General features: G+C 40.5%; 28 protein-coding genes. 11 read left to right on the top strand and 17 right to left on the bottom strand.

The features are described from left to right. Nucleotides 1-30: 30 nt before the first annotated feature. A complete protein-coding gene (locus GFH30_RS13550) occupies nucleotides 31-312 on the bottom strand; it encodes an IS1 family transposase (RefSeq protein ID WP_166323682.1) in 282 nt (93 codons plus the stop codon). On the opposite strand from GFH30_RS13550, the gene GFH30_RS11565 reads away from it, so the two are divergent. Then, a complete protein-coding gene (locus GFH30_RS11565; RefSeq protein WP_153372770.1) occupies nucleotides 271-1,392 on the top strand; it encodes an AbiH family protein in 1,122 nt (373 codons plus the stop codon). The two genes, GFH30_RS13550 and GFH30_RS11565, sit on opposite strands and share 42 nt — an antisense overlap. A gap of 150 nt (nucleotides 1,393-1,542) precedes the next feature. Further along, nucleotides 1,543-2,772, top strand: a complete 1,230-nt coding sequence (craA, locus tag GFH30_RS11560) for a chloramphenicol efflux MFS transporter CraA (protein WP_153372768.1) — start codon at nucleotides 1,543-1,545, stop codon at nucleotides 2,770-2,772. A gap of 75 nt (nucleotides 2,773-2,847) precedes the next feature. Here the strand turns inward: craA and sodC are convergent, their stop codons facing one another. From sodC to GFH30_RS11545, 3 genes are all read right to left on the bottom strand, one after another. Continuing rightward, the gene (sodC, locus tag GFH30_RS11555; RefSeq protein WP_153372766.1) at nucleotides 2,848-3,408 is read right to left on the bottom strand and encodes a superoxide dismutase family protein; all 561 of its coding nucleotides are present in this window, start codon (nucleotides 3,406-3,408) and stop codon (nucleotides 2,848-2,850) included. Between the two features lie 111 nt (nucleotides 3,409-3,519). Further along, complete coding sequence (locus GFH30_RS11550) at nucleotides 3,520-4,650, bottom strand: AI-2E family transporter (RefSeq protein ID WP_406565733.1); 1,131 nt, start codon at nucleotides 4,648-4,650, stop codon at nucleotides 3,520-3,522. Nucleotides 4,651-4,776: 126 nt separating this feature from the next. Beyond that, complete coding sequence (locus GFH30_RS11545) at nucleotides 4,777-5,421, bottom strand: ParA family protein (RefSeq protein WP_153372762.1); 645 nt, start codon at nucleotides 5,419-5,421, stop codon at nucleotides 4,777-4,779. 120 nt (nucleotides 5,422-5,541) lie between these two features. On the opposite strand from GFH30_RS11545, the gene GFH30_RS11540 reads away from it, so the two are divergent. Both GFH30_RS11540 and GFH30_RS11535 read left to right on the top strand, forming a co-directional pair. Then, the gene (locus GFH30_RS11540) at nucleotides 5,542-6,015 is read left to right on the top strand and encodes a Holliday junction resolvase-like protein (RefSeq protein WP_153372760.1); all 474 of its coding nucleotides are present in this window, start codon (nucleotides 5,542-5,544) and stop codon (nucleotides 6,013-6,015) included. Nucleotides 6,016-6,027: 12 nt separating this feature from the next. Then, nucleotides 6,028-6,612, top strand: a complete 585-nt coding sequence (locus GFH30_RS11535; protein WP_153372758.1) for a hypothetical protein — start codon at nucleotides 6,028-6,030, stop codon at nucleotides 6,610-6,612. Here GFH30_RS11535 and GFH30_RS11530 read toward each other — a convergent pair. Continuing rightward, on the bottom strand, nucleotides 6,609-7,235 hold the full coding sequence (locus GFH30_RS11530) for a class I SAM-dependent methyltransferase (protein ID WP_153372756.1): 627 nt from the start codon (nucleotides 7,233-7,235) through the stop codon (nucleotides 6,609-6,611). The two genes, GFH30_RS11535 and GFH30_RS11530, sit on opposite strands and share 4 nt — an antisense overlap. A gap of 179 nt (nucleotides 7,236-7,414) precedes the next feature. On the opposite strand from GFH30_RS11530, the gene GFH30_RS11525 reads away from it, so the two are divergent. Beyond that, complete coding sequence (locus tag GFH30_RS11525) at nucleotides 7,415-7,981, top strand: hypothetical protein (RefSeq protein ID WP_153372753.1); 567 nt, start codon at nucleotides 7,415-7,417, stop codon at nucleotides 7,979-7,981. Between the two features lie 68 nt (nucleotides 7,982-8,049). Here GFH30_RS11525 and GFH30_RS11520 read toward each other — a convergent pair whose 3' ends face one another. Then, nucleotides 8,050-8,382 (bottom strand): HopJ type III effector protein, encoded by a 333-nt coding sequence (locus tag GFH30_RS11520; protein WP_153372752.1) that lies wholly within the window; start codon nucleotides 8,380-8,382, stop codon nucleotides 8,050-8,052. Between the two features lie 177 nt (nucleotides 8,383-8,559). Between GFH30_RS11520 and crcB the strand changes: the two genes are divergently transcribed. Beyond that, a complete protein-coding gene (gene crcB / locus GFH30_RS11515; protein WP_153372750.1) occupies nucleotides 8,560-8,934 on the top strand; it encodes a fluoride efflux transporter CrcB in 375 nt (124 codons plus the stop codon). A gap of 92 nt (nucleotides 8,935-9,026) precedes the next feature. Here the strand turns inward: crcB and GFH30_RS11510 are convergent, their stop codons facing one another. After that, nucleotides 9,027-9,281 (bottom strand): type B 50S ribosomal protein L31, encoded by a 255-nt coding sequence (locus GFH30_RS11510; protein WP_153372748.1) that lies wholly within the window; start codon nucleotides 9,279-9,281, stop codon nucleotides 9,027-9,029. Between the two features lie 112 nt (nucleotides 9,282-9,393). Next, on the bottom strand, nucleotides 9,394-10,692 hold the full coding sequence (locus GFH30_RS11505) for an ABC1 kinase family protein (protein ID WP_153372746.1): 1,299 nt from the start codon (nucleotides 10,690-10,692) through the stop codon (nucleotides 9,394-9,396). A 260-nt stretch (nucleotides 10,693-10,952) separates the two neighbouring features. Between GFH30_RS11505 and GFH30_RS11500 the strand changes: the two genes are divergently transcribed. Next, nucleotides 10,953-11,165, top strand: a complete 213-nt coding sequence (locus GFH30_RS11500) for a DUF1737 domain-containing protein (RefSeq protein WP_153372744.1) — start codon at nucleotides 10,953-10,955, stop codon at nucleotides 11,163-11,165. 72 nt (nucleotides 11,166-11,237) lie between these two features. Here the strand turns inward: GFH30_RS11500 and GFH30_RS11495 are convergent, their stop codons facing one another. Together GFH30_RS11495 and GFH30_RS11490 are read right to left on the bottom strand one after the other, a co-directional pair. After that, complete coding sequence (locus GFH30_RS11495; protein ID WP_171501033.1) at nucleotides 11,238-12,581, bottom strand: MATE family efflux transporter; 1,344 nt, start codon at nucleotides 12,579-12,581, stop codon at nucleotides 11,238-11,240. A 51-nt stretch (nucleotides 12,582-12,632) separates the two neighbouring features. Further along, nucleotides 12,633-13,091, bottom strand: coding sequence for a DMT family transporter (locus tag GFH30_RS11490; protein WP_153372742.1), 459 nt, complete (start codon nucleotides 13,089-13,091; stop codon nucleotides 12,633-12,635). A gap of 125 nt (nucleotides 13,092-13,216) precedes the next feature. Between GFH30_RS11490 and hemW the strand changes: the two genes are divergently transcribed. Beyond that, complete coding sequence (gene hemW, locus GFH30_RS11485) at nucleotides 13,217-14,371, top strand: radical SAM family heme chaperone HemW (protein ID WP_153372740.1); 1,155 nt, start codon at nucleotides 13,217-13,219, stop codon at nucleotides 14,369-14,371. Nucleotides 14,372-14,428: 57 nt separating this feature from the next. On the opposite strand, the gene GFH30_RS11480 is transcribed toward hemW, so the two are convergent. From GFH30_RS11480 to hemF, 6 genes are all read right to left on the bottom strand, one after another. After that, complete coding sequence (locus GFH30_RS11480; RefSeq protein ID WP_153372738.1) at nucleotides 14,429-14,692, bottom strand: hypothetical protein; 264 nt, start codon at nucleotides 14,690-14,692, stop codon at nucleotides 14,429-14,431. 383 nt (nucleotides 14,693-15,075) lie between these two features. Further along, nucleotides 15,076-15,285, bottom strand: a complete 210-nt coding sequence (locus GFH30_RS11475; protein ID WP_153372736.1) for a cold-shock protein — start codon at nucleotides 15,283-15,285, stop codon at nucleotides 15,076-15,078. A 338-nt stretch (nucleotides 15,286-15,623) separates the two neighbouring features. Next, nucleotides 15,624-17,447, bottom strand: a complete 1,824-nt coding sequence (locus tag GFH30_RS11470) for an acyl-CoA dehydrogenase C-terminal domain-containing protein (RefSeq protein WP_153372734.1) — start codon at nucleotides 17,445-17,447, stop codon at nucleotides 15,624-15,626. Between the two features lie 411 nt (nucleotides 17,448-17,858). After that, nucleotides 17,859-18,647 carry a shikimate dehydrogenase gene (aroE, locus tag GFH30_RS11465; RefSeq protein ID WP_153372732.1) on the bottom strand — a complete coding sequence of 263 codons (789 nt, stop codon included), beginning with the start codon at nucleotides 18,645-18,647 and terminating at the stop codon, nucleotides 17,859-17,861. A gap of 90 nt (nucleotides 18,648-18,737) precedes the next feature. After that, nucleotides 18,738-18,944, bottom strand: a complete 207-nt coding sequence (locus tag GFH30_RS11460; RefSeq protein ID WP_153372730.1) for a hypothetical protein — start codon at nucleotides 18,942-18,944, stop codon at nucleotides 18,738-18,740. Between the two features lie 166 nt (nucleotides 18,945-19,110). Further along, on the bottom strand, nucleotides 19,111-20,055 hold the full coding sequence (gene hemF / locus GFH30_RS11455) for an oxygen-dependent coproporphyrinogen oxidase (RefSeq protein ID WP_153372728.1): 945 nt from the start codon (nucleotides 20,053-20,055) through the stop codon (nucleotides 19,111-19,113). Between the two features lie 239 nt (nucleotides 20,056-20,294). Here hemF and hemN point away from each other — a divergent pair, with 239 nt between their 5' ends. Continuing rightward, nucleotides 20,295-21,668, top strand: coding sequence for an oxygen-independent coproporphyrinogen III oxidase (hemN, locus tag GFH30_RS11450; RefSeq protein WP_153372727.1), 1,374 nt, complete (start codon nucleotides 20,295-20,297; stop codon nucleotides 21,666-21,668). A 153-nt stretch (nucleotides 21,669-21,821) separates the two neighbouring features. On the opposite strand, the gene ribA is transcribed toward hemN, so the two are convergent. Next, nucleotides 21,822-22,424, bottom strand: a complete 603-nt coding sequence (ribA, locus tag GFH30_RS11445; protein ID WP_153372725.1) for a GTP cyclohydrolase II — start codon at nucleotides 22,422-22,424, stop codon at nucleotides 21,822-21,824. Between the two features lie 306 nt (nucleotides 22,425-22,730). Between ribA and dxs the strand changes: the two genes are divergently transcribed. After that, complete coding sequence (gene dxs, locus GFH30_RS11440; protein WP_153372723.1) at nucleotides 22,731-24,635, top strand: 1-deoxy-D-xylulose-5-phosphate synthase; 1,905 nt, start codon at nucleotides 22,731-22,733, stop codon at nucleotides 24,633-24,635. 119 nt (nucleotides 24,636-24,754) lie between these two features. Next, nucleotides 24,755-25,585 (top strand): inositol monophosphatase family protein, encoded by an 831-nt coding sequence (locus GFH30_RS11435; RefSeq protein ID WP_153372721.1) that lies wholly within the window; start codon nucleotides 24,755-24,757, stop codon nucleotides 25,583-25,585. The last annotated feature ends 125 nt before the right edge of the window (nucleotides 25,586-25,710 follow it).

Below are 25,710 nucleotides of genomic sequence, written 5' to 3'. Positions count from 1 at the left end.
ACATCTGTTGGATGAGCATCAAGTAATTCGTCACTCAGTTTCCTGCTGTTTACTTTTTTTTATCCAGCCCATCAGTGTTTCAGGTGCAACACCGAATAGACGCTGCATGCCTCTCAAACTGCCTCGTTCAAGATAGGTACTGATAATGAGTTCTTTCTGTTCTTCGGTATATTTAATTTTGGGTTTGAGTACACTAGAGCGCCCACAATCTTTACATCTGAACTGTGCATTTCCACTTTTGTTGTGACCATTCTTATGGATATTGGGTGATTGGCAACGGGTGCAGACATAAGTTGTCTTTTCTATGATCATGTTAAAGGTTTATTGCTCACACATTTTCACGTCTATTCTAAATTAAAACACGTTGTTTTTGTACACTACCAAAAAATTAATGAATCACTAAGAGCGATAAGTATATTTATAGATAAAATAAGTGAAAAAATTGATGAGATCGGATATTACTCTAGTCATGTTAATCATTCTAATAAATGTAAAAAAAGTCAAATTTTTATAAGAGTTGAATACTGTAAAACTTTAGAGAGCTTAAATCTCTTAAAGTCTGGCTATTACAGAGATTTTGAAGATGAAGACGAATATGGAAGAAAATTCAAGAGACCTGAAGAAACACGTTTTGATTTCGATGATTATAGGTTCTATATCAAGGATGAAATTAACTCATATAAAAATGGATATCAAAAAATTGATGAAAACATAATCCTAGAAAATTTACAAAAATCTTTAGATAAATTTATAAGTATATTTAATATTTATCTAACCTCAGTTATTGATAAGTTAGATTCTAAAGTTGATTTTAAGATAAATGGCGATGATAGGATAAACCCAAATCATATTTATTCATTTAACTATACTAATAGTTTTTTAAAATTTTATAAATTAATCCAAACTGATTTTTTGCATGGACGACTTGGTGAAAATCAAAATATAGTTTTAGGTGTGTCAGATATTGAAAATGAATCCATAAAAAGACTGAAAGCTTATGGTTTTACTAAATATCATCAGAAATTATTTAAGGAAACAGATTATCTTTTCTTAGATGAAACATCTCCTATAACAAATAAAATTAAAAATTCAAGAAATCTCATGAGTTGGGAGGATACGAATATTCTTATTTGGGGTCATTCTTTAGATTCATCTGATAGAGAGTACATTACTGCTATCTTTGGATTAAATGCTGAGAAAGATATAGGAGTAAGAATAGTAATCTTCTATTTTGATAATCAGGCAAAATTCTCACTTTTAAATAATCTGTTGGATATTTTGGGTAAAAATGATGTAGAGAAGTGGATGAAAAATGGTTGGCTTAAATTTGAGCCTAATCCTGAAATTGATTTTGGAATTGAACAACAAACAATTGAAAAAGAGGCATCTTGAATTTAGTTTTAGTTCTAAGAAGTGCATTTAAAGTCGACGCATAAGGGAACAGCTTTTAAAAATCAACTCTGTTAAACTGCATTAAATTTACACAAAATTAAAGCCTGAGTCATGTCCATTGATTCGGGCAAATGAGTCCTTGACGCCTAAATGCAAAATACCCATACCACCAAACTCACCCGTGCCACCATGATGTTTCCATTGGCGTTGGTACTGTTTGAATTCTCAGTTTATATCTGTAACGACCTTGTTCAGCCCGCCATGCTCGCCATTACCAAAGACTTTGGCGTGAGTAGCACATGGGCGCCATCTTCAATGTCATTTTTCTTATTGGGCGGGGCATGTGTTGCCGCATTGCTTGGACCATTGTCAGATCGTTTAGGACGTAGACGGGTTTTATTGGGTGGCGTGGCATTCTTTGTCATCACGTGTTTAGCCATATTACTGACCCCAAATATTGAAAGCTTTTTAGCGGTGCGCTTTTTACAAGGTTTTGGACTGTCCGTGATTGCAGCAGTCGGTTATGCCGCCATTCAAGAAAGCTTTGAAGAACGTGATGCGATTAAAGTCATGGCACTGATGGCAAATGTATCCTTACTTGCGCCATTACTTGGACCCGTATTGGGTGCATTTATGATTGAACACGTGTCATGGCATTGGGGCTTTATTGGCATTGCGATTTTGTCATTTCTGAGTTGGTTTGGCTTAAATGCCAAAATGCCGAAACGTAAAGTCAGTGTGAGTAAAAAACCATGGATTTATGTGTGGGATGACTACAAACAAATTTTGAAGAATAAACGCTTCCTGATTTTAACCTTATCGCTACCTTTGGTGTGTTTACCGCTGATGCTGTGGATTGCACTGTCACCTGTGATTTTGGTCGAGCGTTTAGGACTCAGTAGCATGCAATACGGCATGGCGCAATTTCCTGTATTGGGCGGTTTGATTGCCGGCAATATTGTCTTAATGAAAATTATTGAAAAAGTGCCACTCGGTCGCACCATCATGTGGGGCATCCCACTGATGTTTGTCGGTACACTCATTTTACTTCTAGGCGTATGCATTCCTGATTATTTCGTGGCATGTCTCATCATCGGTATGACACTGATTAGCTTTGGCGAAGGCATGAGTTTTTCAGTCTTGTATCGTTTTGCTCTCATGTCATCGGAAGCCCCTAAAGGTACGGTCGCTGCTGCGGTATCTGTCTTAATGATGTTTAGCTTCTTTATTATGATTGAAGTGATTCGTATGCTATACGAAGCTTTTGATCTTTGGGCGTATAGCTTGTCGTGCTTTATCTTAATTGCCTTCTGGTTCGGACTGCCACGACTCCAACTGAAAAAATTAATGCATGAACGGAAATTAAAAGGAGAGTTTTAATTCTCTTTGAATGATACCAATCATAAAAAAAGCACCGTATTTCGGTGCTTTTTACTTTGCTTTATTTTGGTTTATTTAGCTCACGCCACAGGCAATGCGCTCACCGCCACCGCCTAGGGGTTGAGGTGTATCTGCATAGTTATCACCACCTGCGTGAATCATAATACTACGACCCTGAACGTCGGCAAGCGTCAGGCGTGGGGCAATAAGTTTAACTTTGGCTGTTCCATTTGCAGCAACTTTTAAGGCAGGCAGATCACCCAAATGACCTGTCATTGGCGTACCATGATTCGGTGCTTGATTTGAATTTAAGTGACCACCAGCCGCCATCGCAGCCGCCATTTTTCCATCTTTCATGGCAGGTTCGCAGGAATGGTTTTCATGAACGTGGAAACCACGTTCACCGCTTGGTAAACCTCTGAGATCGGTACGAATGACTAAACCTTCAGGGCTATCATGCATGAGAATAGTCCCAATTTTTTGACCAACGCCTTGCGCAGACACTTGATGAACATGAACCATTTTAATCGGTTTAGTTTTGCTCGTATCAATATTGGACAGTGTATGGGTTGTACAACCCGCGAGGGCAAGTGTACTTAAGGTACATAAAGCCGTTATCTTGAGTAATGATGACATATTCTTCTAATCCTTCGTGTTTTTGTGACTTATAAGACTATTGAATCAGAATATGCGTAACACCACGTTATAAAATAACAGCTGAAATGTAGAGCTTTGTAAGTACCGCGCTTAGAGCGGGGTACGGTCTTTATCTTTTTGATCTTCTTCTACATCATAGGCCATGGTGGCTTTCGGCATCATAAGCGGTTCATGCTGATGGGTTTCATGCAGCCATTCACGCCAAATGGCGAGCAGCACAGCCAAAATCACCGGACCAATAAAGACACCGACCAAACCAAAACTCGCAATCCCACCCAATACGCCAAACATAATCAGCAAGAATGGAATTTGGGTTGCACCTGAAATCACAAGCGGACGAATTACGTTATCTGCTGTACTCACCACACAAACGCCCCAGACCATGACCCCAATTGCTTCAATGGTTTGCCCTTGTGAGAATAACCATAGCGACACGGCGCTATAGGCAAGTGGTGGACCAAAGGGAATGAGTGCAAAAATAAACGTCACAATAGTCAGTACCATCGGGTTTGGCACACCAGCAACAAAATAACTGACACCCGCAAGTAAAGATTGTGCGACAGCCGTTAAGCCCACACCATAGACGACGGCACGTGTGGTATCTGAAATGGTGTCTAAATAATGATGAATACGAGAGCCAACGACCATCTCAAAGGCTTTACGCACTTGCGCTAAAATATTTTTCCCATCGCGGTAGAAGAAGAACAACGACATCACAGCAAAACACAGTTTGAAAATATTTTTGCTGACCTCATTGAACAAGACTTTACCGTAGTTCAAATGTCCTTGAATCCACATCGCAACAGATTGAATAATACTGTTTGGATCGTTATTTAACTCGCGAATAGTACGGGTGACTTCTTTGCCAATAAAGGGCAATTGTCGAATGAAATCAGGCACATTGACATGCCCAGAAAAGACTTGTTTTTGTAATTCAAAATATAAATTGCGTCCTTCATGTTGCAGCATAAAGATTGCAAAAATAAACGGTAAACCTAGTACTAACATGACCGATAAAATCATGACCGTGGCACTTAATGTTGGACGCTGACCACACATACGTAAAATAGACTGATATAAGGGCCATGTCATGTAGGCAATAATCGCTGCCCAAACCACAGGAACAATAAAGTATTTGAGAATACTAAAACTCAAATACATCAGAATAAAAAACAGTCCAAACAACAAGACTTTTTGTAATGTAGGCGCGTATGAGTGCACAGACTTCCATAATTTTAATGTAGGTGTATTCAGCATATTAACTGAAAAAAATGCACACGAGAACGTGAGTATGAAAAGTTCGGATGAATATTTCCAATCTCAATCCGCTTTAAAAACGGCAAACCCTTAGAACCATTGGCTTGGGTCGTCAATAATGGCATTAAGCACAGGTTGCCATTGTGCTTGCATGTCTTGATAGATTTTTTGCGATTGATCAAAGACGCTTAAGCCTTGCATCGCCAGTTTGCCATAGGCGGTACGTTCAGAAATCCACGCTATCGGTTGTTGATCAATTTTGTCGAAGAAGGCTTGAATATCTTTATTGTTTGCAGCATTCGGCTTGGTACGATTGGCTAATAATAATAGCTGAACTTTACCTTTTCGAATTCGTTTAATGTCTTGTAAATGCTTTAAAAAACGTCGCGTTGAATCAATATCAAAAAATGACGGTTGTAACGGAGTAATAATGGCATGCGCTTCAGCGACCAATTGCTCGGCATGCTCATCCGTCAATGCACCCGGCGCATCAATAATGAGATATTCAATATTTTTAGGGACATCACCAATGGATTTGCTGCTGCGCCAATCTAAGGTCTGAATGGGCGTTGCAGATGTCGGGCGTTGTTTGAGCCACTGTAACGCGGATTTTTGATTGTCCGCATCGGCAAGTGCGACTTTATAGCCCTTTACAGATAGAGCAGAGGCGAGAGTAATGGCAGTCAGCGTTTTGCCACAGCCACCTTTTTGGTTTGCGACTAAGATCGTTTTCATGAGCCATATTGATTTTATTCTGTTCAAAGCTAGCATATCATTCTTTTTTCACTTACAAATGACAGAAGCCCTCGACTTCAGTCGAACCCATATTTGAATTTTAAAATTTAGGAAACTTGAATGTCCATTTGGATGGCGATGTTGATTGGTGCTTGTATTGGGGTGGTGCTCACCACGATGATTCTTGGGCAATCAAGAAATGGTCGGATTAAAGCGGAATATGAACAATATATTGCAGAGCTTGAACTCGAACATCAGCAAGCGTTAATTGCCGCGCAAAAACGCAGTGTAAATACCAGTCGTGCCGTGCTGAAAGGTAAAATGGCAGAACAACTGGCACCCATTATGCCTGAGTTTCAATATCTACCCAGTGATGCCAAGTTTATGGGCGACCCGATCGACTATGTGGTCTTTGATGGTTATACCGACTTTCGCGATGGCGAAGGCTTAGCGGAAGATATTGAAGTGGTCTTGATCGATATTAAAAGTGGCGGAGCACGGCTCACCAAAGGGCAGCAAGCGATTGCACAAGCGATTCGTGAAGGGCGGGTGCGCTTTGAAACGATTCGTATTGATTTTCAAGATCCCGATTAAGGACCATCAGGCATGGACAAGTTAGCCATTACCGCAGCGCTGTTTGCTTTAGGACTTTGGGTTTGGTCTGAATATTTTCGTGCGATTCCGCATTTAGAGCAACCGGGCGTGCTCAAGAATTTTAAGGTCGAAGTGATTGAACCACATGAAGCCGAATATCGTGTGCTAGACAAACAATATTACAGTCCGAATCAACGGATGTTGCATCCTGCGAGCCCTATGGTGGGCAGTTTTAATGATTTGGCCTATTTAAGTAATATTGATGTGTTATTGGTTCAGCCGAATGTCAGTACGGTGGAGCTAAAACAGGTCAAACTTGAACAGGATGCACGTTGTTTTAGTCTTGAGCCGAAAGAAAGCACAGCTAATCTGAATCAGTTACAAGCCCAGATTCAAAACCTGAGTGTCATTGCTGCAAATGAGTCTGTCGCTAATCAAATTCGCCGTCTAAAATCTAATCAACATATTAAGCTAAGCGGTGATTGGGTCAATGTGCATTCAGTCAAAATCAACAAAGCGTTTCATGTGGGTTTTGGCTCAAAAAATTCAGCGCAATGCCGTCTCTTTCGCGTTAACGCTATTACACGCCTTAATTAAAACGGTTTGGTAACGCGCGCCAACAGCATACGTTGTCCAATCTTTGGAATACCCACAGCATTGATATATTGCGCATGTTGAATGTCAAAGCCAGTTTCTAACAGCAAGGTTTCAATATCGCGATTTAAATGACAACCATCTGCTACAAGTTTTTGAATGGGCGTAAGCACATGCTGCATACGTTGAATATTCAAATTTTCACGATTAAGGACATGCTCGAGCACATGCAATGTGCCACCCGGTTTCAGCACGCGATATAACTCTTGCAGACTTTGGTTTAAGTCAGGAATGCTGCACAGTGTCCATGTCGATATGATATGTTCCACATGATCATTTGGTAGGGGAATCTGTTCTGCACTCGCGCAGATATGTTCCACATGAAACGGTGTAAGTTGAATACGCTCAGCGGCTAATGCATAAATATCAAGATTCGGTTCTAGCGCATAGACAGTGTCCACGCCTTGATAAAATGCCAAATTCAATCCTGTGCCAAAACCAATCTCCAATACTTCACCTGAAATATTGAGCATGAGTTCACGGCGTAAATCCATTAATGATGAGGTTTGCATGACTTGATTCAGCACATGCGGAAAAATATGTTTTTGATAAAGTCGATAGAGCATGTGAGTCATTAGAATTATGGTGAGTGGGATGAAGCTTAACCGAAAGTAGAATACTTTGTGAACTTCATCATTTGCACAAATTGCGATAAATGGTTACCAAGTTCAACTATTTAAATTTCAAAAAGGCGTTAGGATAAAAGTATATATCGTTCAACATGATTGATGGATTTAATAGAGAAATGAAGTTCAAAGCACTTAAATATTCAGTCTTAATAGCCTCTTTTTTGTTACCGATGTATAGCCAAGCATCGGTCGAACACAATATTGCTAAAGGTTTACCACCGTTGGCAGCAGGGCAATCGATTTCGGTACTCAAGCCGTTTAAGGGTGATTTTCGTATTTTGGGTTCAAAAATCTATACCGATGATGAGCAAGCTAAATTTTCACCAATTGATTATGCGGTGAGTTGGGGCTTATTTGCTGAACCTGAAATTGCACGTCATATTACCGTGAATCAATACGACCGTTTTTTAAATTGGAAAATGGATCGGGTGCCTGTCGAAAAAGAGAAAGCCATGCAAATGGTGTCGAATATGCATATTATTCCTGCCAATCCACAGATTGCTAAAGTCATTAAGAATGTGAAACGCGGTGATTTGGTACGTCTAAAAGGCGAATTGGTTGAAGTCAAAGATAAAGACTTGGTTTGGACATCGTCACTGACACCGACTGATACGGGTGATGGTGCGTGTGAAGTCTTCCGTGTCAATTCAATCCAATGGATTGAAAAAGTACAGCGTAGTTAAATGCCGAATACCTGACTTTTTAGACATAAAAAACCGCTCCATTGAGCGGTTTTTTTAAACTTTTAAAATTATTTAGCGGTTAAAGCCGTACCTTCAAACTCAATACCCTCCCAACCATGAATCATAAACTGACGAATGTTTTGATGATCAGTTGCATCAGGGGTTGCCAATACTGAAGCATAATGTTCTGCAAATAAACTTAAGGTTTGTGCTTGATCTAAATCATGAAGCTTGGCGAAAGAAAAGACTTTAGCACTGCCTTGGTTTTCAGTGGCAGCATTATGCTGTGCGCCATTTTTAAACGCAGTTGCAGTGTGTTGATACGCTGCATCAATATGCGCAAGTACATCTGCAAATTTTGCATCGCCTGCTGCCAATTGTGCTAAAAGATTCTGTGCCATGTCTTGATTCAACCTTGATCTTGATAAATTCCAATACCGACGAATATACCAATTTTTTCTAAAAGTTCCATGGTCAATGCATCGATTTAAGTTCAAGATATGGGCAAGAACTATCTACATATTTTTGTAGCTGTGGATAAAACGAGCTTTATGCACAAGCAAAACGAAGGATAAAACATGAATTGGCTGTTAGTCGCGATGGGCGGCGCAATCGGGGCAAGTTTACGCTATGGTGCAGGACTTTGGCTGTTAAAACCGCATATGCAATTTCCATGGCCAACGTGGTGGATCAATATCATCGGCTGTGCCTGTGCGGGTGCCTTCTTTGCGTTCAGCCAAAAATATCCCATGCTGCAACATGAAACCCGTTTGTTTTTAATGGTGGGTATTTTGGGTGGATTTACCACATTTTCGAGTTTTGGTTTAGAAACATTTCAATTGCTGAAACAAGGTCAACTGATACTAGCTTTTGCATATGCCATATCAAGTGTATTGGTAGGGGTATTAGCGCTGACGCTTGCTTATCTGCTCTTTAAAATAATTTTAGAATGATATCTTCAGTTCATTTAATGAATAAAAAGAAACCCAAGTGTGGAGTCGTGACTTGGGTCTTCAAGAATAAAAAATGAAAAATAAAGCTTAAATTAATGCGAGCGATTAAAACGTGCGAAACGTTTATTAAAGTTCGCGACACGACCTTCATTACTGGTTTGACGTTGCTCACCAGTATAAAACGGGTGTGAAGCACTCGAAATATCTAAGCTCACATAAGGATAGATTTTACCTTCATGTTCACGGGTTTGATCTGAGTTTAAGGTACTGCCAATCACAAAAAAGGCATTGGCATTGGTGTCATGGAATAACACTTCACGATATTCAGGATGGATATGATCACGCATGATTGAACCCTCGATCTCTATTGATTTAATGTAATGTTATAATATAACAATAAGGAATGCAATAAAAGCCCAGTTTGATATGTCACTGGGCTTTTATAAAATGACGCTACGATTAACGACGCAGTGGAACAAGCTCTTCAAGTACATCGCTTAAGTCATCACTGACTTTTAAATGAATCAAATTCCAATATTGACCCGAAATGGTTCGATTCACCATTAAAGTATCAGGCGAGGGTTTAAACACATCCCAATATTTGAGTGAGGGTTTAATTAACTCTACCCCGTCATGATGTGCCGAATTTTCAGCAAAATCATAATGACCATTGAGGGGGCGTAATAAGATTTCTAACCATTTTTCATAAAGTTCGGTCGGGAATTTACCCAGTTCCGTCAGTGAATGTAGTGCATCCAATTCCTGTTCAATACGCGCAATATCATGTTCACGTGCAGCCTGAATTAAGGCTTTAAAGGAAGCCACAACGTCGCTTGATAGGGTTTTAACACCACCAAAGTCATAAATAATGACCGTGCCATCTTCACGAAAAGCAAAGTTCCCGGGATGCGGATCGCAATGGAAGCGTTTTAAATAGAAAATCTCTTGCCCAATCGCGCGCAGTAAACGACGTCCCAAGGCATTACGTGTTTCTTGTGACCATGTGCTTGCGGTTTCAATACTTTCGCCTTGCTCAAAACTTAAGGTCAAAATATGTCGTGATGAATACTCACTAAACACTTGTGGAATTATAATTTTTGAATCTAAAGACTCATGGAAGGCACGTGCCACTTCTAAATTCTGTGCTTCAATTTCGTAATTGAGTTCATCATCTAGACTGGTTTGAATCTCTTTAAAAATTTGATCCTGTAGCTTACGGTCAATTTTCAGCACACCCATTAAACGTAGTGCTAAGCGCACTTGTTTAAGGTCACTTTCACAGGCTTCATCGACACCCGGATATTGGACTTTAACAACCACTTGTTGTCCATCGGGCAAGGTTGCTTTGTGAACTTGACCAATGGATGCGGCAGCAAAAGGCTGTTCATCAAAATATTTAAAAATTTGATCGAGTGGTTTACCGAGTTCTTTTTCGACCTGATGTTTAATTTCGGCAAAAGGCATGGGCGGTGCTTGGCGTTGTAGCTTAGCGATAGCACGTGCAACTTCAGGTGGAAAAATATCTTTATATTGTGAGGCAATTTGCCCCACTTTCATGACTGCGCCTTTCATTTCACCTAAAGTATCGGCAATTTGTACGCCAATATCTTGAAACAATCGACTGCGTGATGCATTTTTCTGCTCTTCATCGGCAGTTATATTTTTAATCGAATTTGAGAGCGTTTTACTTGCAATACTTGCGGTCATACCAGCAAGTTTCATAAAGCGGCGACCGGGTGTGCTAGCCGTTTTAGCCATGCGAGATTCCTTAAGATCAACATCTAAGAGATGTCTTTGATCATAGGCGACAACGTGGAACTTGCCTAGAAATAATTGTAGCCGTTGTGTTTCGGATGAAATGGCTTTCTTCATAATCTCTGCATGAACACCTATTTCAATGAAGAATGCTGGCAATCGTTGTCTTTATGAAGCATGCTGATAAGTATCAGGGATATTTTTGAATGTTGTTTTAGTCTTGAAGAGGTAACATTGCAACAGCGTTATCATGAGATAGGTTAATGAAAGTTTATCGTTATTTTACAGGTAAAGACGATGTGCAATTTTGTGCACGCGTGACCAAAGCATTAAATGAAGGTTATGAATTATATGGTGCGCCGACCATGACCTTTAATGGTACTGATGTGATTGTGGGGCAAGTCGTCATTAAAGATGTCGTAGATGAAACAGAAATACCTAAAGGTTTAAAAGCCGCTTTGGATGCACAGGCATAATGTCTAACTCAAATGTATAAAGAAGGTGAGAGATCCATGACGTCCTTGTCATGGAGCAAGACTCAAATGTATTTATCGCCGACTTAAACGCTGATTGTTCATATACAAGCGCGAGATTAAGAGAATACACGCCACCGACAGACCCACGATTAAACCAATCCAGACACCCGCAGCACCCATATTGGTAAAGCGAGACAGATACACGCCGACAGGGAAGGCAATGACCCAGTAAGCGATCATGGTGATCCACATTGGGGCTTTGGTGTCTTGCATGCCACGTAAACAACCTGCTGCACTAATTTGCCAACCATCCATGAGCTGATAGGCAATCGCAAAGAACACGAGGCTTACCGCAATCTGTGTCACCAAGAGATCAGAGGTGTATAAAGCCACGATTTCACTTCGGAAGAACCACAACAGTAGCATGGTCATACAGGCAAGCAAGGTTGCAGTGGCTAAGCCTAATACCTGAACTTTGCGCATATTTGCCCAATTCTGTTCACCATAATAAGTGCCGACACGAATGGTCAATGCAATCGCAAGTGACATCGGAATCATAAAGAGCTGTGTGGTGATTGAAATCGCAATTTGGTGTGCGGCAACCGTAATTTCCCCTAAAGGACTCAGCACAATTGCAGCCGTACTAAAAATACTGACTTCAAAGAAAATGGCTAAACCAATGGGTAAGCCCAGTTTTAAAATGCGTTTAATCCACACGGCATGTAAGGCTTCCCATCCGGTAAAAGGTTGGGTTTTGCGATAGCTGCTATTTTTATAGATATAGATGGCAAGTGCAAAAAGCATCAGCCATTGTAAAATAGCAGTGGCGAAACCACAGCCTGCGCTGCCCATTTCAGGAATAGGACCAAAGCCATACATAAAAATGAAATTCAGTGGGATTAAGACCACCAGTCCAATTAAGCTGATCACGGTGACAGGACGTGGATGACCAATCGCTTCAGAATAGCCGCGTAATGCTGCATACATGGTCACCGCAGGCATACCTAGACCAATGGCATGTAAGAATAAACTGGCTTTTGGCAGTAAGGCATCGGGTACACCGACCACAGGCAATAACATGGGCATGGCTTGTAAAATTAAAGCCGCAATGATGCCTAGAAATAAAGCCACCCAAAGGGATTGTCGGGTAATGGTCGCAATTTTTTCAGGCGTGCGTGCGCCATTGGCTTCTGCGACCAAAGGTGTAGTGGCGATCATAATGCCACTAAACAACACCATAATCGGCACCCAAAGACCAACACCGACTGCAATTGCAGCCAAGTCATTGGCAGATAAATGTCCTGCCATAATGGTGTCAATTAAGCCAAAACCTGCTTGTGCAAATTGCGTGATCAGGATGGGTATCATTAAATAAATTAATTTTTTTAATTCAAAACGAGTTGTGGTTACAGTCATTTCAGGAGACACAAAGATTACTCATTTTTATCATGCGCTTAGGAACAAGGTTTAGCGTTTTAAAGTGAGAAGCACACCAATAAAAATCACCACGCCACCCAAAAAACGTTGCCAATTGATTGGAGCTTTTTCATTGCTGAGTAAGCCGAATTGATCAACCAACATCGACATCACCATTTGACCAAAAATGATGAGACCCGAAAGTGTGAGAAACCCTAATTTAGGTGCAGCAAATATACTGATACTAATCGCATAGACACCTAAAAATCCACCAAGCCACATATACCAAGGCAATTGGAGGAAGGTATTGAGACTGGGTTTTTCCACGGGTTGAACGTACACCAATATGGCAAGTACTATTGTACCAATCAAAAATGAGAAAAGGGCAGCTTGAAGGGGTGAATGTAAATATTCCCTCAGTTGGCTATTAATGGCTGTCTGAACGGTCATCGCAAAACCAATGCCAAGGGTTAACGCTAAAATCAGCAATAATTCAGATGATATTTTCATACGCATAGATCTTATTGTTGTCTCTGTCTTGGCAGTCTACGTCAAAGTAAACGAGTTTTAAGCAAGCGTTCATTATAGTCATGCTAAAATACAACAAAATTCATATGATCATTTGAGTGCTGTCCTTGTCCGATTTAAATCCTGCTGATGTTCCTTTATCGTTATATATTCATATGCCATGGTGCGTGCGTAAATGTCCTTATTGTGACTTTAATTCGCATGCAGTACCAGATGGCGAGCTATCTACAGCATTAGAGCAAGAATATTTAAATGCATTGGTAGAAGACTTTAAAATGCAAATACATTGGGCTCAAGGACGCCAAATTCATAGCGTATTTATTGGTGGGGGCACGCCGTCACTGATTTCAGCACAAGGTTATCAATGGCTGTTTACTGCGCTTAAAGCCATGCTGCCTTTTGAAGATCACTGTGAAATCACCTTGGAAGCCAATCCAGGGACAGTAGAACACGATCCATTTGCAGGCTACTTGGCAGCAGGTATTAATCGTTTATCTATTGGGGTGCAAAGCTTTAATACCGACCATCTAAAAAAACTTGGACGTATTCATAGCAACGATGATGCGATTTCGGCACTTGCCTTGGCACGAGAAGCAGGCTTTGAGCGAATTAATGTTGATTTGATGCATGGCTTGCCCGAACAGACCTTAGATCAAGCTTTATTGGATTTAAAACTTGCGGTCGAACATGGCGCAACACATATTTCATGGTACCAACTCACCATTGAGCCAAATACTGTATTTTTCCGCACTAAGCCTATTTTACCGACCGATGACGTGCTTGAAGATATTCAAGAGCAAGGTGAAGCGTATTTAAAAGCCAATGGTTATATCAATTATGAAGTGTCTGCTTGGCGTAAAGAACAACCATCGGCACATAATTTAAATTACTGGCAATTTGGTGATTATTTGGCAATTGGGGCAGGGGCGCACGGTAAAGTGACGCAACCCGATGGCGTGTATCGTTTTCAAAAGACCCGTTTGCCAAAAGACTATTTAGCCAAAGTGCCAGCAGAACATTTGCAATTTAAACGTATTGAAGATCAAGATATGCCATTTGAATTTATGATGAATGCGCTACGTTTAAATGATGGAGTGGATGCAGAACGCTATGCAGAACGCACAGGTCTAAGCTTGGATGACTTAAATAAGCTATTAACATCGCTTCGTGAGCGTCAATTGATGGTCAACGATGCCGCACGTTTGGCATGTACTGAACAAGGGCATATCTTTTTAAATTCAGTGCTTGAAGAATTTTTATAAGCTCAGTATTTAAAACGAAAAAAAGAGCGCATGGGCGCTCTTTTTTCATGGCTTAAATTAATGATGTTTTGGCGGCATTTTATGATGCGCTACATTGTGGTGTGGTTGGTTCTTATTAAAAGCACCTTTATGTTTGTCTTGATGACTAAAGTGCGGTTTCGGTGGTGCTTTACGGAAATGATTTTTATGATGTACAGGCTTTTTATTAAAATGTGTAGCATGCGGCGCTTTATGGTGATCGAAATGAGGCGCTGCCATCGCGGACATGGTTGCTGTTGCTGCAATTAGACCAATCATCAGTGATGAAATCAATTTTTTCATGGAAGAAGCTCTCAGTCGTATAATTCAATAAGCTCATCTTAGGCAGTACTGATGTAGGAACGATGAAGCGACATTGGAGAGATTTGTAAATAAATAGCCTTGGAGTTTAAGTTTTTATAATTTAATGATATTTAAGTTATATTGAATTCTTTTTATCCAATATTTGAAGGTTTATTCAACATTTCTATGCTTAATTTCTTCATATTTTGGCATGACTAGCATCAGTCGAAGCAGAGTATGACTGCACTACCTTAGTTAGATGATGTCGTAGCTTGAAATACGTGCTGAATGTTTAAATGACAGAATGCATGTTTGATCTGATATTAAATTTTAGGCATAAAAAAAGCACTCATTCGAGTGCTTTTTTACATTCAATCGCTAGATTAGATAGCGTTGATGTTAGTAGCTGTAGGGCCTTTTTGACCTTGAGCAACGCTGAAAGAAACCTTTTGGCCTTCAGCTAAAGTTTTGAAGCCTGAACCTTGGATTTCGCTGAAGTGAGCGAAAACGTCTGGACCATTGTCTTGTTGAATGAAACCGAAACCTTTAGTTTCGTTGAACCATTTAACTGTACCAGTAACTGTGTTAGACATAGTATTAACCTATTGAGTTTTATATTGATTTATAGCCATCAGATGACTAAGTTGTAACTTGAAAAATAGACAGGATGGAGCTTTTGATCTATAAAAAACGAAGGTTTATGACTAAAACTGCGATACTTAAAGAAGACTAACCAAAACAAGAATTTTTCTAGTTGGGATTATCATACCGAGTATTCAGAATTATTCAACCTGTTTATTTTATTTTTTTAAATGTTGCGATTATATTTTTGAATTTTAAGACTTTTTATAAATAGAATTAAATGTAAATAAATAATTTCGGACGCAAAAAAAGAGCGCCGAAGCGCCCTTTTTTAGATTAAAAAATAGTCTTAGTAATCAAAGCTAAAATGCTCGGCAGCCAATGAGGTCATCGTTTTTGATGGGTTTACCATGGCTTCGGCATGACCTTGAGTACGTGGCAATAGACGTTCGAAGTAGAAATCAGCAGTTTTAATTTTAGCTTTATAGAACTCAGGAACTTCTGCGCCATCACCCGATGCTAATTTCGCAGAAGCGACTGCTGCTTGTTGCGCCCAGAAGTAAGCCATCATGACGTAGCCTGAGAACATTAAGAAATCAACTGATGCTGAAGAAACCACATCGCGATCTTTACGCGCAGTCAGCATGATGCGAACAGTCAAGGCATTCCACTGTGCACATAATTTGGTTAAGTCCCATGCAAAACGGCGCATATATTTGTTACGCGCATGTTGACCACAGAATTTCAAAATCTCAGCCGTATAGTCACGAATCACTTTACCTTTTGAGGTCAGCAGTACTTTACGACCCATCAAATCAAGGGCTTGGACACCTGTTGTGCCTTCATAAAGGGTAGAGATACGTGAATCACGTACAATTTGCTCCATGCCCCATTCTTTAATGTAGCCATGCCCACCAAAGACTTGCATCCCATGATTTGCAGCTTCATAACCCATTTCAGTTAAGAAACCTTTCAAAATTGGTGTGTAGAATCCAAGATGATCATCATGTTTTTCAAATGATGCGGTATCACCTAAAAGGAGCGCGTCATTCATTTTATCGGCAATTTGTGCAGCATGATAAATCATGGCACGGCCACCTTCAGCAATCGATTTTTGCGTGAGCAACATACGGCGTACGTCAGCATGATGAATAATCGAATCAGCTACTTTCTCAGGTTCTTTTTTGCCAGATAACGCACGCATTGACATACGTTCTTTGGCATAAGGTAGCGCACCTTGGAATGAAAGTTCTGCGTGTGCAATACCTTGCACCGCTGTACCAATACGTGCGGTATTCATAAAGGTAAACATCGCGTGTAAACCTTTGTTTTTTTCGCCAATCAGGTAGCCCTTCGCATTGTCAAAGTTAAGTACAGCTGTCGCAGATGCACGGATCCCCATTTTATGTTCAATTGAACCACATGTCACAGGGTTGCGTTCTGCAATGCTGCCATCTGCATTGGCAACGAATTTCGGTACGATGAATAATGAAATACCACGTGTACCGGCAGGTGCATCTGGAAGACGTGCCAGTACAATATGAATAATATTTTCAGTTAAATCATGTTCACCTGCAGAGATGAAGATTTTTGTGCCTGAAATGGAGTACGTGCCATCTTCATTGGGTTCAGCTTTCGATTTAACCTGACCCAAATCGGTACCGCATTGTGGTTCTGTCAAACACATCGTGCCTGACCACGTGCCTGCAATAAGCGGTGGTAAATAAAGATTTTTTTGTTGTTCAGTACCAAACTGTAAAATGGTATTGATACAACCCATGCTCAACCCAGGATACATGGTAAACGACCAGTTTGCCGTTCCCATCATCTCTGATTTAATTAAGTTAAGTGACATCGGTAAGCCTTGCCCACCGAATTCTTCAGGATAAGACAAACCTTGCCAACCGCCTTGTACGAATTGATCGTAGGCTTCTTTAAAGCCTTTTGGTGTAGTGACTTCGCCATCTTTAAAATGACAGCCTTCTTCATCACCTGATTGGTTTAAAGGAGAGATCACATTTTCACAGAAATCTGCTGCACCTTCTAAAATCATATTAACCGTATCGGTGTCGGCATTTTCACCGTTCGATAATTTTTGGTAGTGAGCAGGATAATCAAGCACTTCGTTCATTAAGAAGCGAATATCGTGTAAAGGGGCTTTATAAGCTGGCATGCGTTTAATCCTAATTAAAATAGTAATGGATTATCTGTATCGATTCTTTGATTATTCACATTGCGCTGTAAAAAACATTGATAAGGTATGCAAATAAAAATGTCAGAAAAGCGAATGATTGGATTGGATGATGATTAGATTTATGATTCTAAGAGGATATACGGTTATGTATATCAGATTTTTGTAAGATATTGATCTATTTTAAATTGATAGGAATTTTAACGGAGTAAAGATTTTACTAAAAGGTTGAGATAACAAAATAATAGTCGTTCCATTCATCGGAAATAAAATGTCATAAAAACCAATTTAGACACCTATTTTTCAGAAGAATAATGCCTAATCTTGCTCAAAGCGTTGTTTAGGAACACCTTGAGCAAACGTTTTAAAAATTTTTAAGCGTCGGTCTAAGAGTTATAAAAAGTCTTTTAAGTTAGGTTTTACACCATTCCAGATGGAAAAAGATTTAATCGCTTGACCGACCAACATGCCATAACCTTCAGCAGTCGGGACACCGCGCGCTTTGGCTTGCTCTAAAAAGCTTGATGGTTTGCCATATGCCATTTCATAAGCATGTTTAAATTGCAAAGTTTCAGGAAGAATCAACGTATCGCCCGTTAAACTTGCTGAGGTTGCATTAATAACGAAATCGAATTGACCTTCGAGTTGCTCTAATGCGATTGCAGATAATTCTGCCTCATGCACGGCTTCTTTTAAGTCGCTTACCAATTGCTCAGCACGAGCAAGGGTGCGATTGGCAATCACGATTTTTTTTGCACCCGCTTTGACCAATGGATAAATCACACCGCGAGTTGCACCACCTGCACCTATAATCAGAATGTCTGTATTTTCTAAATTCCAATCCAAGGCATGAATAGCATCAACCAAGCCTTGTCCATCAGTATTGTCGCCATGCAGAACGCCATTTTCCATCCATAGCGTATTCACTGCTTTGGCAATTTGTGCGCGTTCAGTTAAAACAGCACATTGGGAAAAAGCTTGTTCTTTGAAGGGCACAGTGACATTCATGCCGATGCCACCTTCAGCAAAGAAGCGCTCAACACTCTCGCTAAAACCATCAAGGGCTGCAAGACGTTTGCTGTAGCAGAGATCGATCCCAGTTTTTGCGGCAAAAGCGTGATGTAATTCAGGTGAGCGAGACTGCTCGATAGGGTTACCAATGACTGCGAATTGCTTGCTCATAACTGAGATCCGATTGCTGAAATTTTGGCAACACTATACGTGAAATTTAAAAGGGGCTAAAGCCTTGATGTCTATTCGTTTTAATTTGATTTATGGATTACAAATGTTATTCACGCCTTCAAAAAGACGTAATGCACCGTAGGTGAATAAGCCAATTGAACTTGCTACAATGACTAAAGTACCCAGACCATCATTAAAGAGTGTTTCACTAAATACAACGGTACTGATTGAACTTAAAAGTGTGATCGAGAGTGTCCAAAATAAAATATGGCGGGTCGAAATTTTTTGATTATTCATATAGTTGTCCTAATTCATGCTTGCGTCAATTAAATGGACAGATTGATTTCATAACAAGCGTGATTTAAAAATCTGACATCTATTGCCAAAACAGTATGCAATAAAAATGTGAACAATGTAGAGATATTTAATAAAAAACCCACATTTTTATCTGTGGGTTTGGTTTTTATTTTTTAAGTTCAGTTAACCAATCATGTGGTTTGAGGTAATAATCGGTCAGGCGTTTTTCAGCAGAGCCTTCTTCCCATTCAGGACGATATAACCAACCCGTCAGTGGCGGTAAGCTCACTAGAATCGATTCAATACGACCACCCGTTTGCAACCCAAATAAAGTTCCACGGTCATATACCAAATTATATTCGACATAGCGACCACGACGGTAGAGTTGGAATTCACGTTGTTCTTGGCTATAAGGTTTATCTTGATTACGTTTAAAAATCGGCAGGATGGCGTCTAAGTAGCCATTACCGACGGCTTGCATATATTCAAAGCAAGTTCCAAAATCCCATTGATTTAAGTCATCAAAGAATAATCCGCCCACGCCACGTTGTTCATCACGGTGTTTTAAGTAGAAATAATCATCACACCATTGTTTATGTTCGGCATAGACCTCATCACCGAAGGGTGCACACAGGTCATGTGCTGTTTGATGCCATGACAAGACATCTTCATCATTTGGATAAAATGGCGTGAGGTCAAAGCCACCGCCAAACCACCAAATAGGATCTTGTCCTTCTTTTTCAGCAACAAATAAGCGGACATTGGCATGTGAAGTTGGTACGTTTGGATTATTCGGATGAATGACCAAAGACACGCCCATCGCTTGGGCTTTCGCTCCAGCTATTTGTGGGTGACGTTCCGTTGCAGAGGCAGGCAGTTTTGAAATATTAATGTGTGAGAACATCACACCGCCTTTTTCAATGACTGTACCATTTTGTAAAACGCGTGAACGACCACCGCCACCTTCAGGGCGTTGCCAGTCATCAATTTCAAAGGTTGCTGTACCACCGCCCAATTGTTCTTGTTGTTCGAGCGCAGTACAAATACGGCCTTGTAAGTCGAGGAGAAATTCGCGAACGCGTTGAATATCCAAAGAGGTAGGATGTTGCATCAAGGTTCTCGTAGCAGAAAATAAATTAAGCTACATCAAACCATAAAATCAATTAAAAATTAAGTCGTATTTCTAAAGACCAAGGATTGAGGGAAATCTTAGAGATTGATTTTAATCATAACGAAATCGTCTGTAAACCCAACTATTTTACTCGGTTGAAATATTCATGGAGGCTTATCACAATACCCTTAAGCGCTCAAAGAATTGAGCAAAACGGTTCCAATTGAGGTGCGTGTCGCATGTCTATGCAAGTCAGTTCACTGATTCAAAAATATAATGTACCGGGTCCACGCTACACGAGTTATCCGACAGTACCTTATTGGGAAAACGAACATTTTTCAGTTGAGCAATGGCAGCAGACCTTAAAACAATCCTTTCTTGAGTCGAATCAAAGCGAGGGCATCAGTCTTTATATTCATTTGCCATTTTGTGAAAGTCTTTGTACTTTTTGCGGCTGTCATAAACGTGTCACCAAAAAGCATGAAATGGAACAGCCTTATATAAAGGCACTGCTTAAAGAATGGGATTTATATTGCCAATTATTGGTTCAAAAACCGATGATTAAAGAAATTCATTTGGGTGGGGGAACGCCAACCTTCTTTCGTCCTGAACATTTAACTCAATTGATTCAAGGCATTCTGGCAAAAGCTGAGATTGCGCCTGAATATGAATTTAGTTTTGAAGGTCATCCCAATAACACCACACGGCAACATTTAAAGGCGTTGTACGATGTTGGTTTCCGTCGTGTGAGTTATGGCGTACAGGACTATAACGAAACGGTGCAAAAAGCCATTCATCGCATTCAACCTTATGAAAATGTGAAAAATGTCACCGAATGGGCACGTGAAATTGGCTATACCTCTATCTCGCATGATTTGGTCTTTGGTTTGCCTTTTCAAACGCTGGATGATGTGCTGAATACCATTGAGCACACACATTCATTGTCACCTGATCGTTTGGCGTTATATAGCTACGCGCATGTGCCTTGGATTAAAGGCAATGGGCAACGTGGTTTTAAAGATACGGATGTGCCGAAAGATGACATCAAACGTCAGTGCTATGAAGCAGGAAAAAAGAAACTACTTGAGTATGGCTACCATGAAATTGGTATGGATCATTTTGCCTTAGCAGAAGATAGTATGTATCACTCATTTCAGGCAGGTCGTTTGCATCGTAATTTTATGGGCTATACGGCATCAAAAACTCAAGTCATGATTGGACTCGGAATTTCATCGATTAGTGATAGTTGGTATAGCTTTGCGCAAAACGTTAAAACGCTTGATGGGTATTACGATTTACTCGAACAAAATCAGATCCCAGTTTTTAAAGGGCATATTTTAAATCAGGAAGATTTAATCATTCGTCAGCACATTTTAAATCTGATGTGCACCTTTACAACTTCGTGGACAGAATCCGACATGCAATTTAATGAGATTGATGCTGTTTTGGCACAATTAAAAGAAATGCAGCAGGATAGGTTGATCAAAATTGAAGACTCGTCGGTCACGATTTTGGAGGCAGGTCGTCCCTTTATTCGCAATATTTGTATGGCATTTGATTTAAGGTTAAAGCGAAACAAGCCTGAGAATCGGATTTTTTCGATGACGATTTAATTTGTAATCCACCCCGACCCTCCTTTACAAAAGGAGGGAGACTTAAGCATTGCTTTAAGTCGAAGCGTAAGAAAGGGAGGCTTATTTTCCCCTCTTTTATAAAGAGGGGGTAGGGGAGATTTAAAAAATGTTGGGGTGTATTTGTAGAGACTGTTAAAAATCTTCCTTCTGATACATATGCGCCATACGTTCATGTTTGGTTTTTAAATATTCTTCATTGAACGGATTTAAGCCCACAGTTAAAGGCACACGACCTACAACGCGGATGCCTTGCTCTTCAAGGGCTTTAATTTTAAGAGGATTATTCGTTACCAATTTCACGGCTTTTACATTTAAATGTTTCAGCATAATGCTACACATATCGTACTGACGTGCATCGGCAGGCAGATTGAGCATAAGATTTGCATCAACGGTGTCATGTCCTTGATCTTGCAGGGCATACGCGCGAATTTTATTGGTCAAACCAATACCACGACCTTCTTGGCGCAAATATAAAATCACACCACGACCAATGTCATTAATCAGTTTTTGTGTGGCTTGTAATTGCGGACCACAATCGCATTTTAAAGATGCAAATGCATCTCCTGTTAAGCATTCAGAGTGCACACGCACAACTACAGGTTCATCAGATGCTTCTTCTAGACCTTTGGAAAGAGCAACATGTTCTTCACCTGTTTTGGGGTCTTGAAATACAGTAATTTTAAACTCGCCATGAGCAGTAGGTAATCTTGAAGTTGCAACAAATTCGATAGGCACAGCTGAACCCGTTAAATCCTGAAATTGCTCAAAGTATAGCGTAATGATTGAACATTAGTAGGATTGGATCGCTGAATTTATGGAGAACATTTTCTTTTTTGTATAAAGCGAACGATAATGGTTGATAATGAGTAATATTATTCAGGATAATCGTAGGCTGCAATTTTTAGCACCTAGAAACGATTGTCTAATATTACATCGTATCAAGTTTTGCTGAATTGAAGCTGCTATAATTCACCTTTATGATCGGTTACTCCCCATTGACTTAGCTTAGGATTTGCCAGGCTTTTGAAGGCTTTGCCATTTATGCTGTATACAGAAATACCAACTCAACGCCCTGTAACACCGTTGCTTGATGCGATCGACCATCCCAAGCAATTGCGTGAACTTGAGCAAAGCCAGCTCGACCAAGTGGCGGATGAGTTACGTCAATTCATTTTGTATGCTGCAGGTCAAAGCGGTGGACACTTTGGTGCAAACCTTGGTGTGGTTGAGCTGACTGTTGCACTACATTATTGTTTTAATACGCCAAATGACCGTCTCATTTGGGATGTGGGTCATCAGGCTTATCCGCATAAAGCGTTAACGGGTCGTCGTGATCAGCTTATCACCATTCGTGCCAAAGATGGTTTGGCGGCATTCCCTTTACGTGAAGAATCTGAATTCGATACCTTCGGTGTAGGACATTCATCGACTGCGATTTCAGCAGGCTTGGGGATGGCTTTAGCGCGTCGCTATCAAAATGATCCTTGTGATGTGGTTTCGATTATTGGTGATGGCGCAATGACAGCAGGCATGGCATTTGAAGCCATGAATGATGCAGTAGCACACAATGCGGACTTAATGGTTGTCTTAAATGACAATGATATGTCGATTTCGTGCAGCACAGGTGGATTTGCGAAGCATTTAGCAGCCATTTGGGAGCGTGGTGAATCTGTCAACATTAATGACCAAGGCGAAGTCTTTGTACAGCCTTATCCTGAGTGGTCGTACAATTCACGCTTACATTCGTCAGCCACCGATGCAGCTGATAATTTATTTAAAGCCATTGGTTTTGACTATTTTGGACCATTTGATGGTCATGATGTACAAGGTTTGGTACAGGTCTTCGCTGCGCTGAAAAAGCGTAAAGGTCCGCGTCTTGTGCATATTTATACCAAGAAAGGTAAAGGCTTTGCACCTGCCGAAAGCGAACAAATTAAATATCACGCGATTAGTAAATTAAATACAGCTGCTGCAGCAACACGTGCACCAAAATACTCGGATGTCTTTGGTCAATGGCTCTGTGATGAAGCAGCTCAAGACAAACGTTTACTTGCCATTACGCCTGCCATGAGTGAAGGCTCAGGCATGGTAAAATTTGCTCAAGACTATCCAGAACGCTTTTTTGATGTTGCCATTGCTGAACAGCATGCAGTGACATTGGCTGCGGGTATGGCATGTGAAGGCTTAAAACCGGTTGTTGCCATTTATTCAACGTTCTTACAACGCGGCTATGACCAATTGGTGCATGACGTGGCTTTACAGAATCTTGATGTCACTTTTGGTATTGATCGTGCTGGATTGGTCGGTGAGGATGGTCCAACCCATGCAGGGGCGTATGACTATGCTTATATGCGCACTATTCCAAATTTAGTGCTCATGGCACCGAAAGACGAAAATGAATGTCGTCAAATGTTGCACACTGCTTACTTATACAAAGGTCCTGCAGCTGTGCGTTACCCACGTGGTAATGGCTTAGGTGTCGATATTCAGCAAAATATGGTCGAAATTCCAATCGGTCAGGCTGAAATCGTGGCAAGCTTTAATGAACAATATGATGACTCTATTTCGGTATTGGCATTTGGTAGTCGTGTTCAGGCTGCGCTAGAAGCGGCTGAAAGTTTTGCAAGTAAACATGAGATTGCAGTGCGTGTTGTCAATATGCGTTTCATTAAACCGCTCGACACTCAAATCTTAGATCAATTGGCAGCAAATACCCAATTGTTCATTACGGTAGAAGAACATGCGGTGATGGCGGGTGCGGGCAGTGCAGTCAATGAATATCTTGCACAAGCACAAATCGTAAAACCTGTGCTTAACTTAGGTTTAGCAGATCGTTTCATGGCGCAAGCGACGCATGGTCAAATGCTGCAGCAATCGGGTTTAGATGCTCAAGGCATTGAAAAGTCGATCAATCAAGCATGGAATGCGCTTGAGCAAAGTGTGTGATCTGAGCTTAAATAAAATTTAGAAACATTTTTCCCCTAAAAGCACTTATATTTGCTAAAATATAGGTGCTTTTATGCATTATTCTTTATCAATATCTTCAAATTTGTAGTGGGTGTTCAATGGAACCTATGGTGGTGATGGCTGCGCGTGCGGCTCAGTTAGTTGGTCAAGAGCTTTTGAAAGCGCATCAAAATCGTCATAAACTCGATCTACAAGTCGAAGAAAAAGGGATTGATGGTCCAGTAACGCGTGTAGACCGTTATTTGGAACAATTGACTATCGATACGCTACGTAAAAGCTATAAAAATCACAGCTTCCTTGGTGAAGAGTTTGGTCTACAAGAAGGTAATGGTCACGACGCTGATTGGTGTTGGATTATTGACCCACTTGATGGCACATTAAACTTCATTAATGGTTTCCCGCATTTCTGTATTTCTATTGCAGTTCAGCACAAAGGCGTAACTCAGCACGGTGTTATTTATGACCCTGTGAAAGATGAGTTATTCTCTGCAAGTCGTGGCCGTGGTGCCATGATGAACCAACGCCGTATTCGCGTAAATGTAAAAGACAACTTAGATAAAACTTTCCTTTCAGTAGGTCACGCTTACCGCGCGCAACGTGGTGGCGAAGTTGTTTCTTATGCGGAAAATCATTTCAAATCACTTTTAAATGTCACTGAAGCTGGCGCTCAATATCGTCGTTCAGGTTCAGCAGCGCTAGATTTAGCTTATGTTGCTGCAGGTCGATTTGATGGTTACTTCGAGCTTGGTTTGAAACCATGGGATATCGCAGCAGGCGAGTTAATCGTGAAAGAAGCGGGTGGTACTGTAGTGGATGCGCGTGGTGGTAGCGAATCTATGGAAAATGGTCAAGTCTTGGCTTGTTCAATGAAAATGCTGAAACCTCTAATGCAAGCAGTTGTACCTGCTTGGGGTGACGCAGCAAAATAATCGAGTTTAGATGATCTGCATCTAAATGAACTCAAAAAGGTATCCTTCGGGATGCCTTTTTTATTGTTTGTTGTTCATGATTTAGTAGCACAAAAACCGCTTAAAAAATGTGTTTTGCTGCATGA

It is taken from the genome of Acinetobacter wanghuae, from assembly GCF_009557235.1.
Lineage (GTDB): Bacteria > Pseudomonadota > Gammaproteobacteria > Pseudomonadales > Moraxellaceae > Acinetobacter > Acinetobacter wanghuae.
Note: the sequence above shows the minus strand (reverse complement) of the source record. Positions and strands in the feature narration are given on the sequence as shown.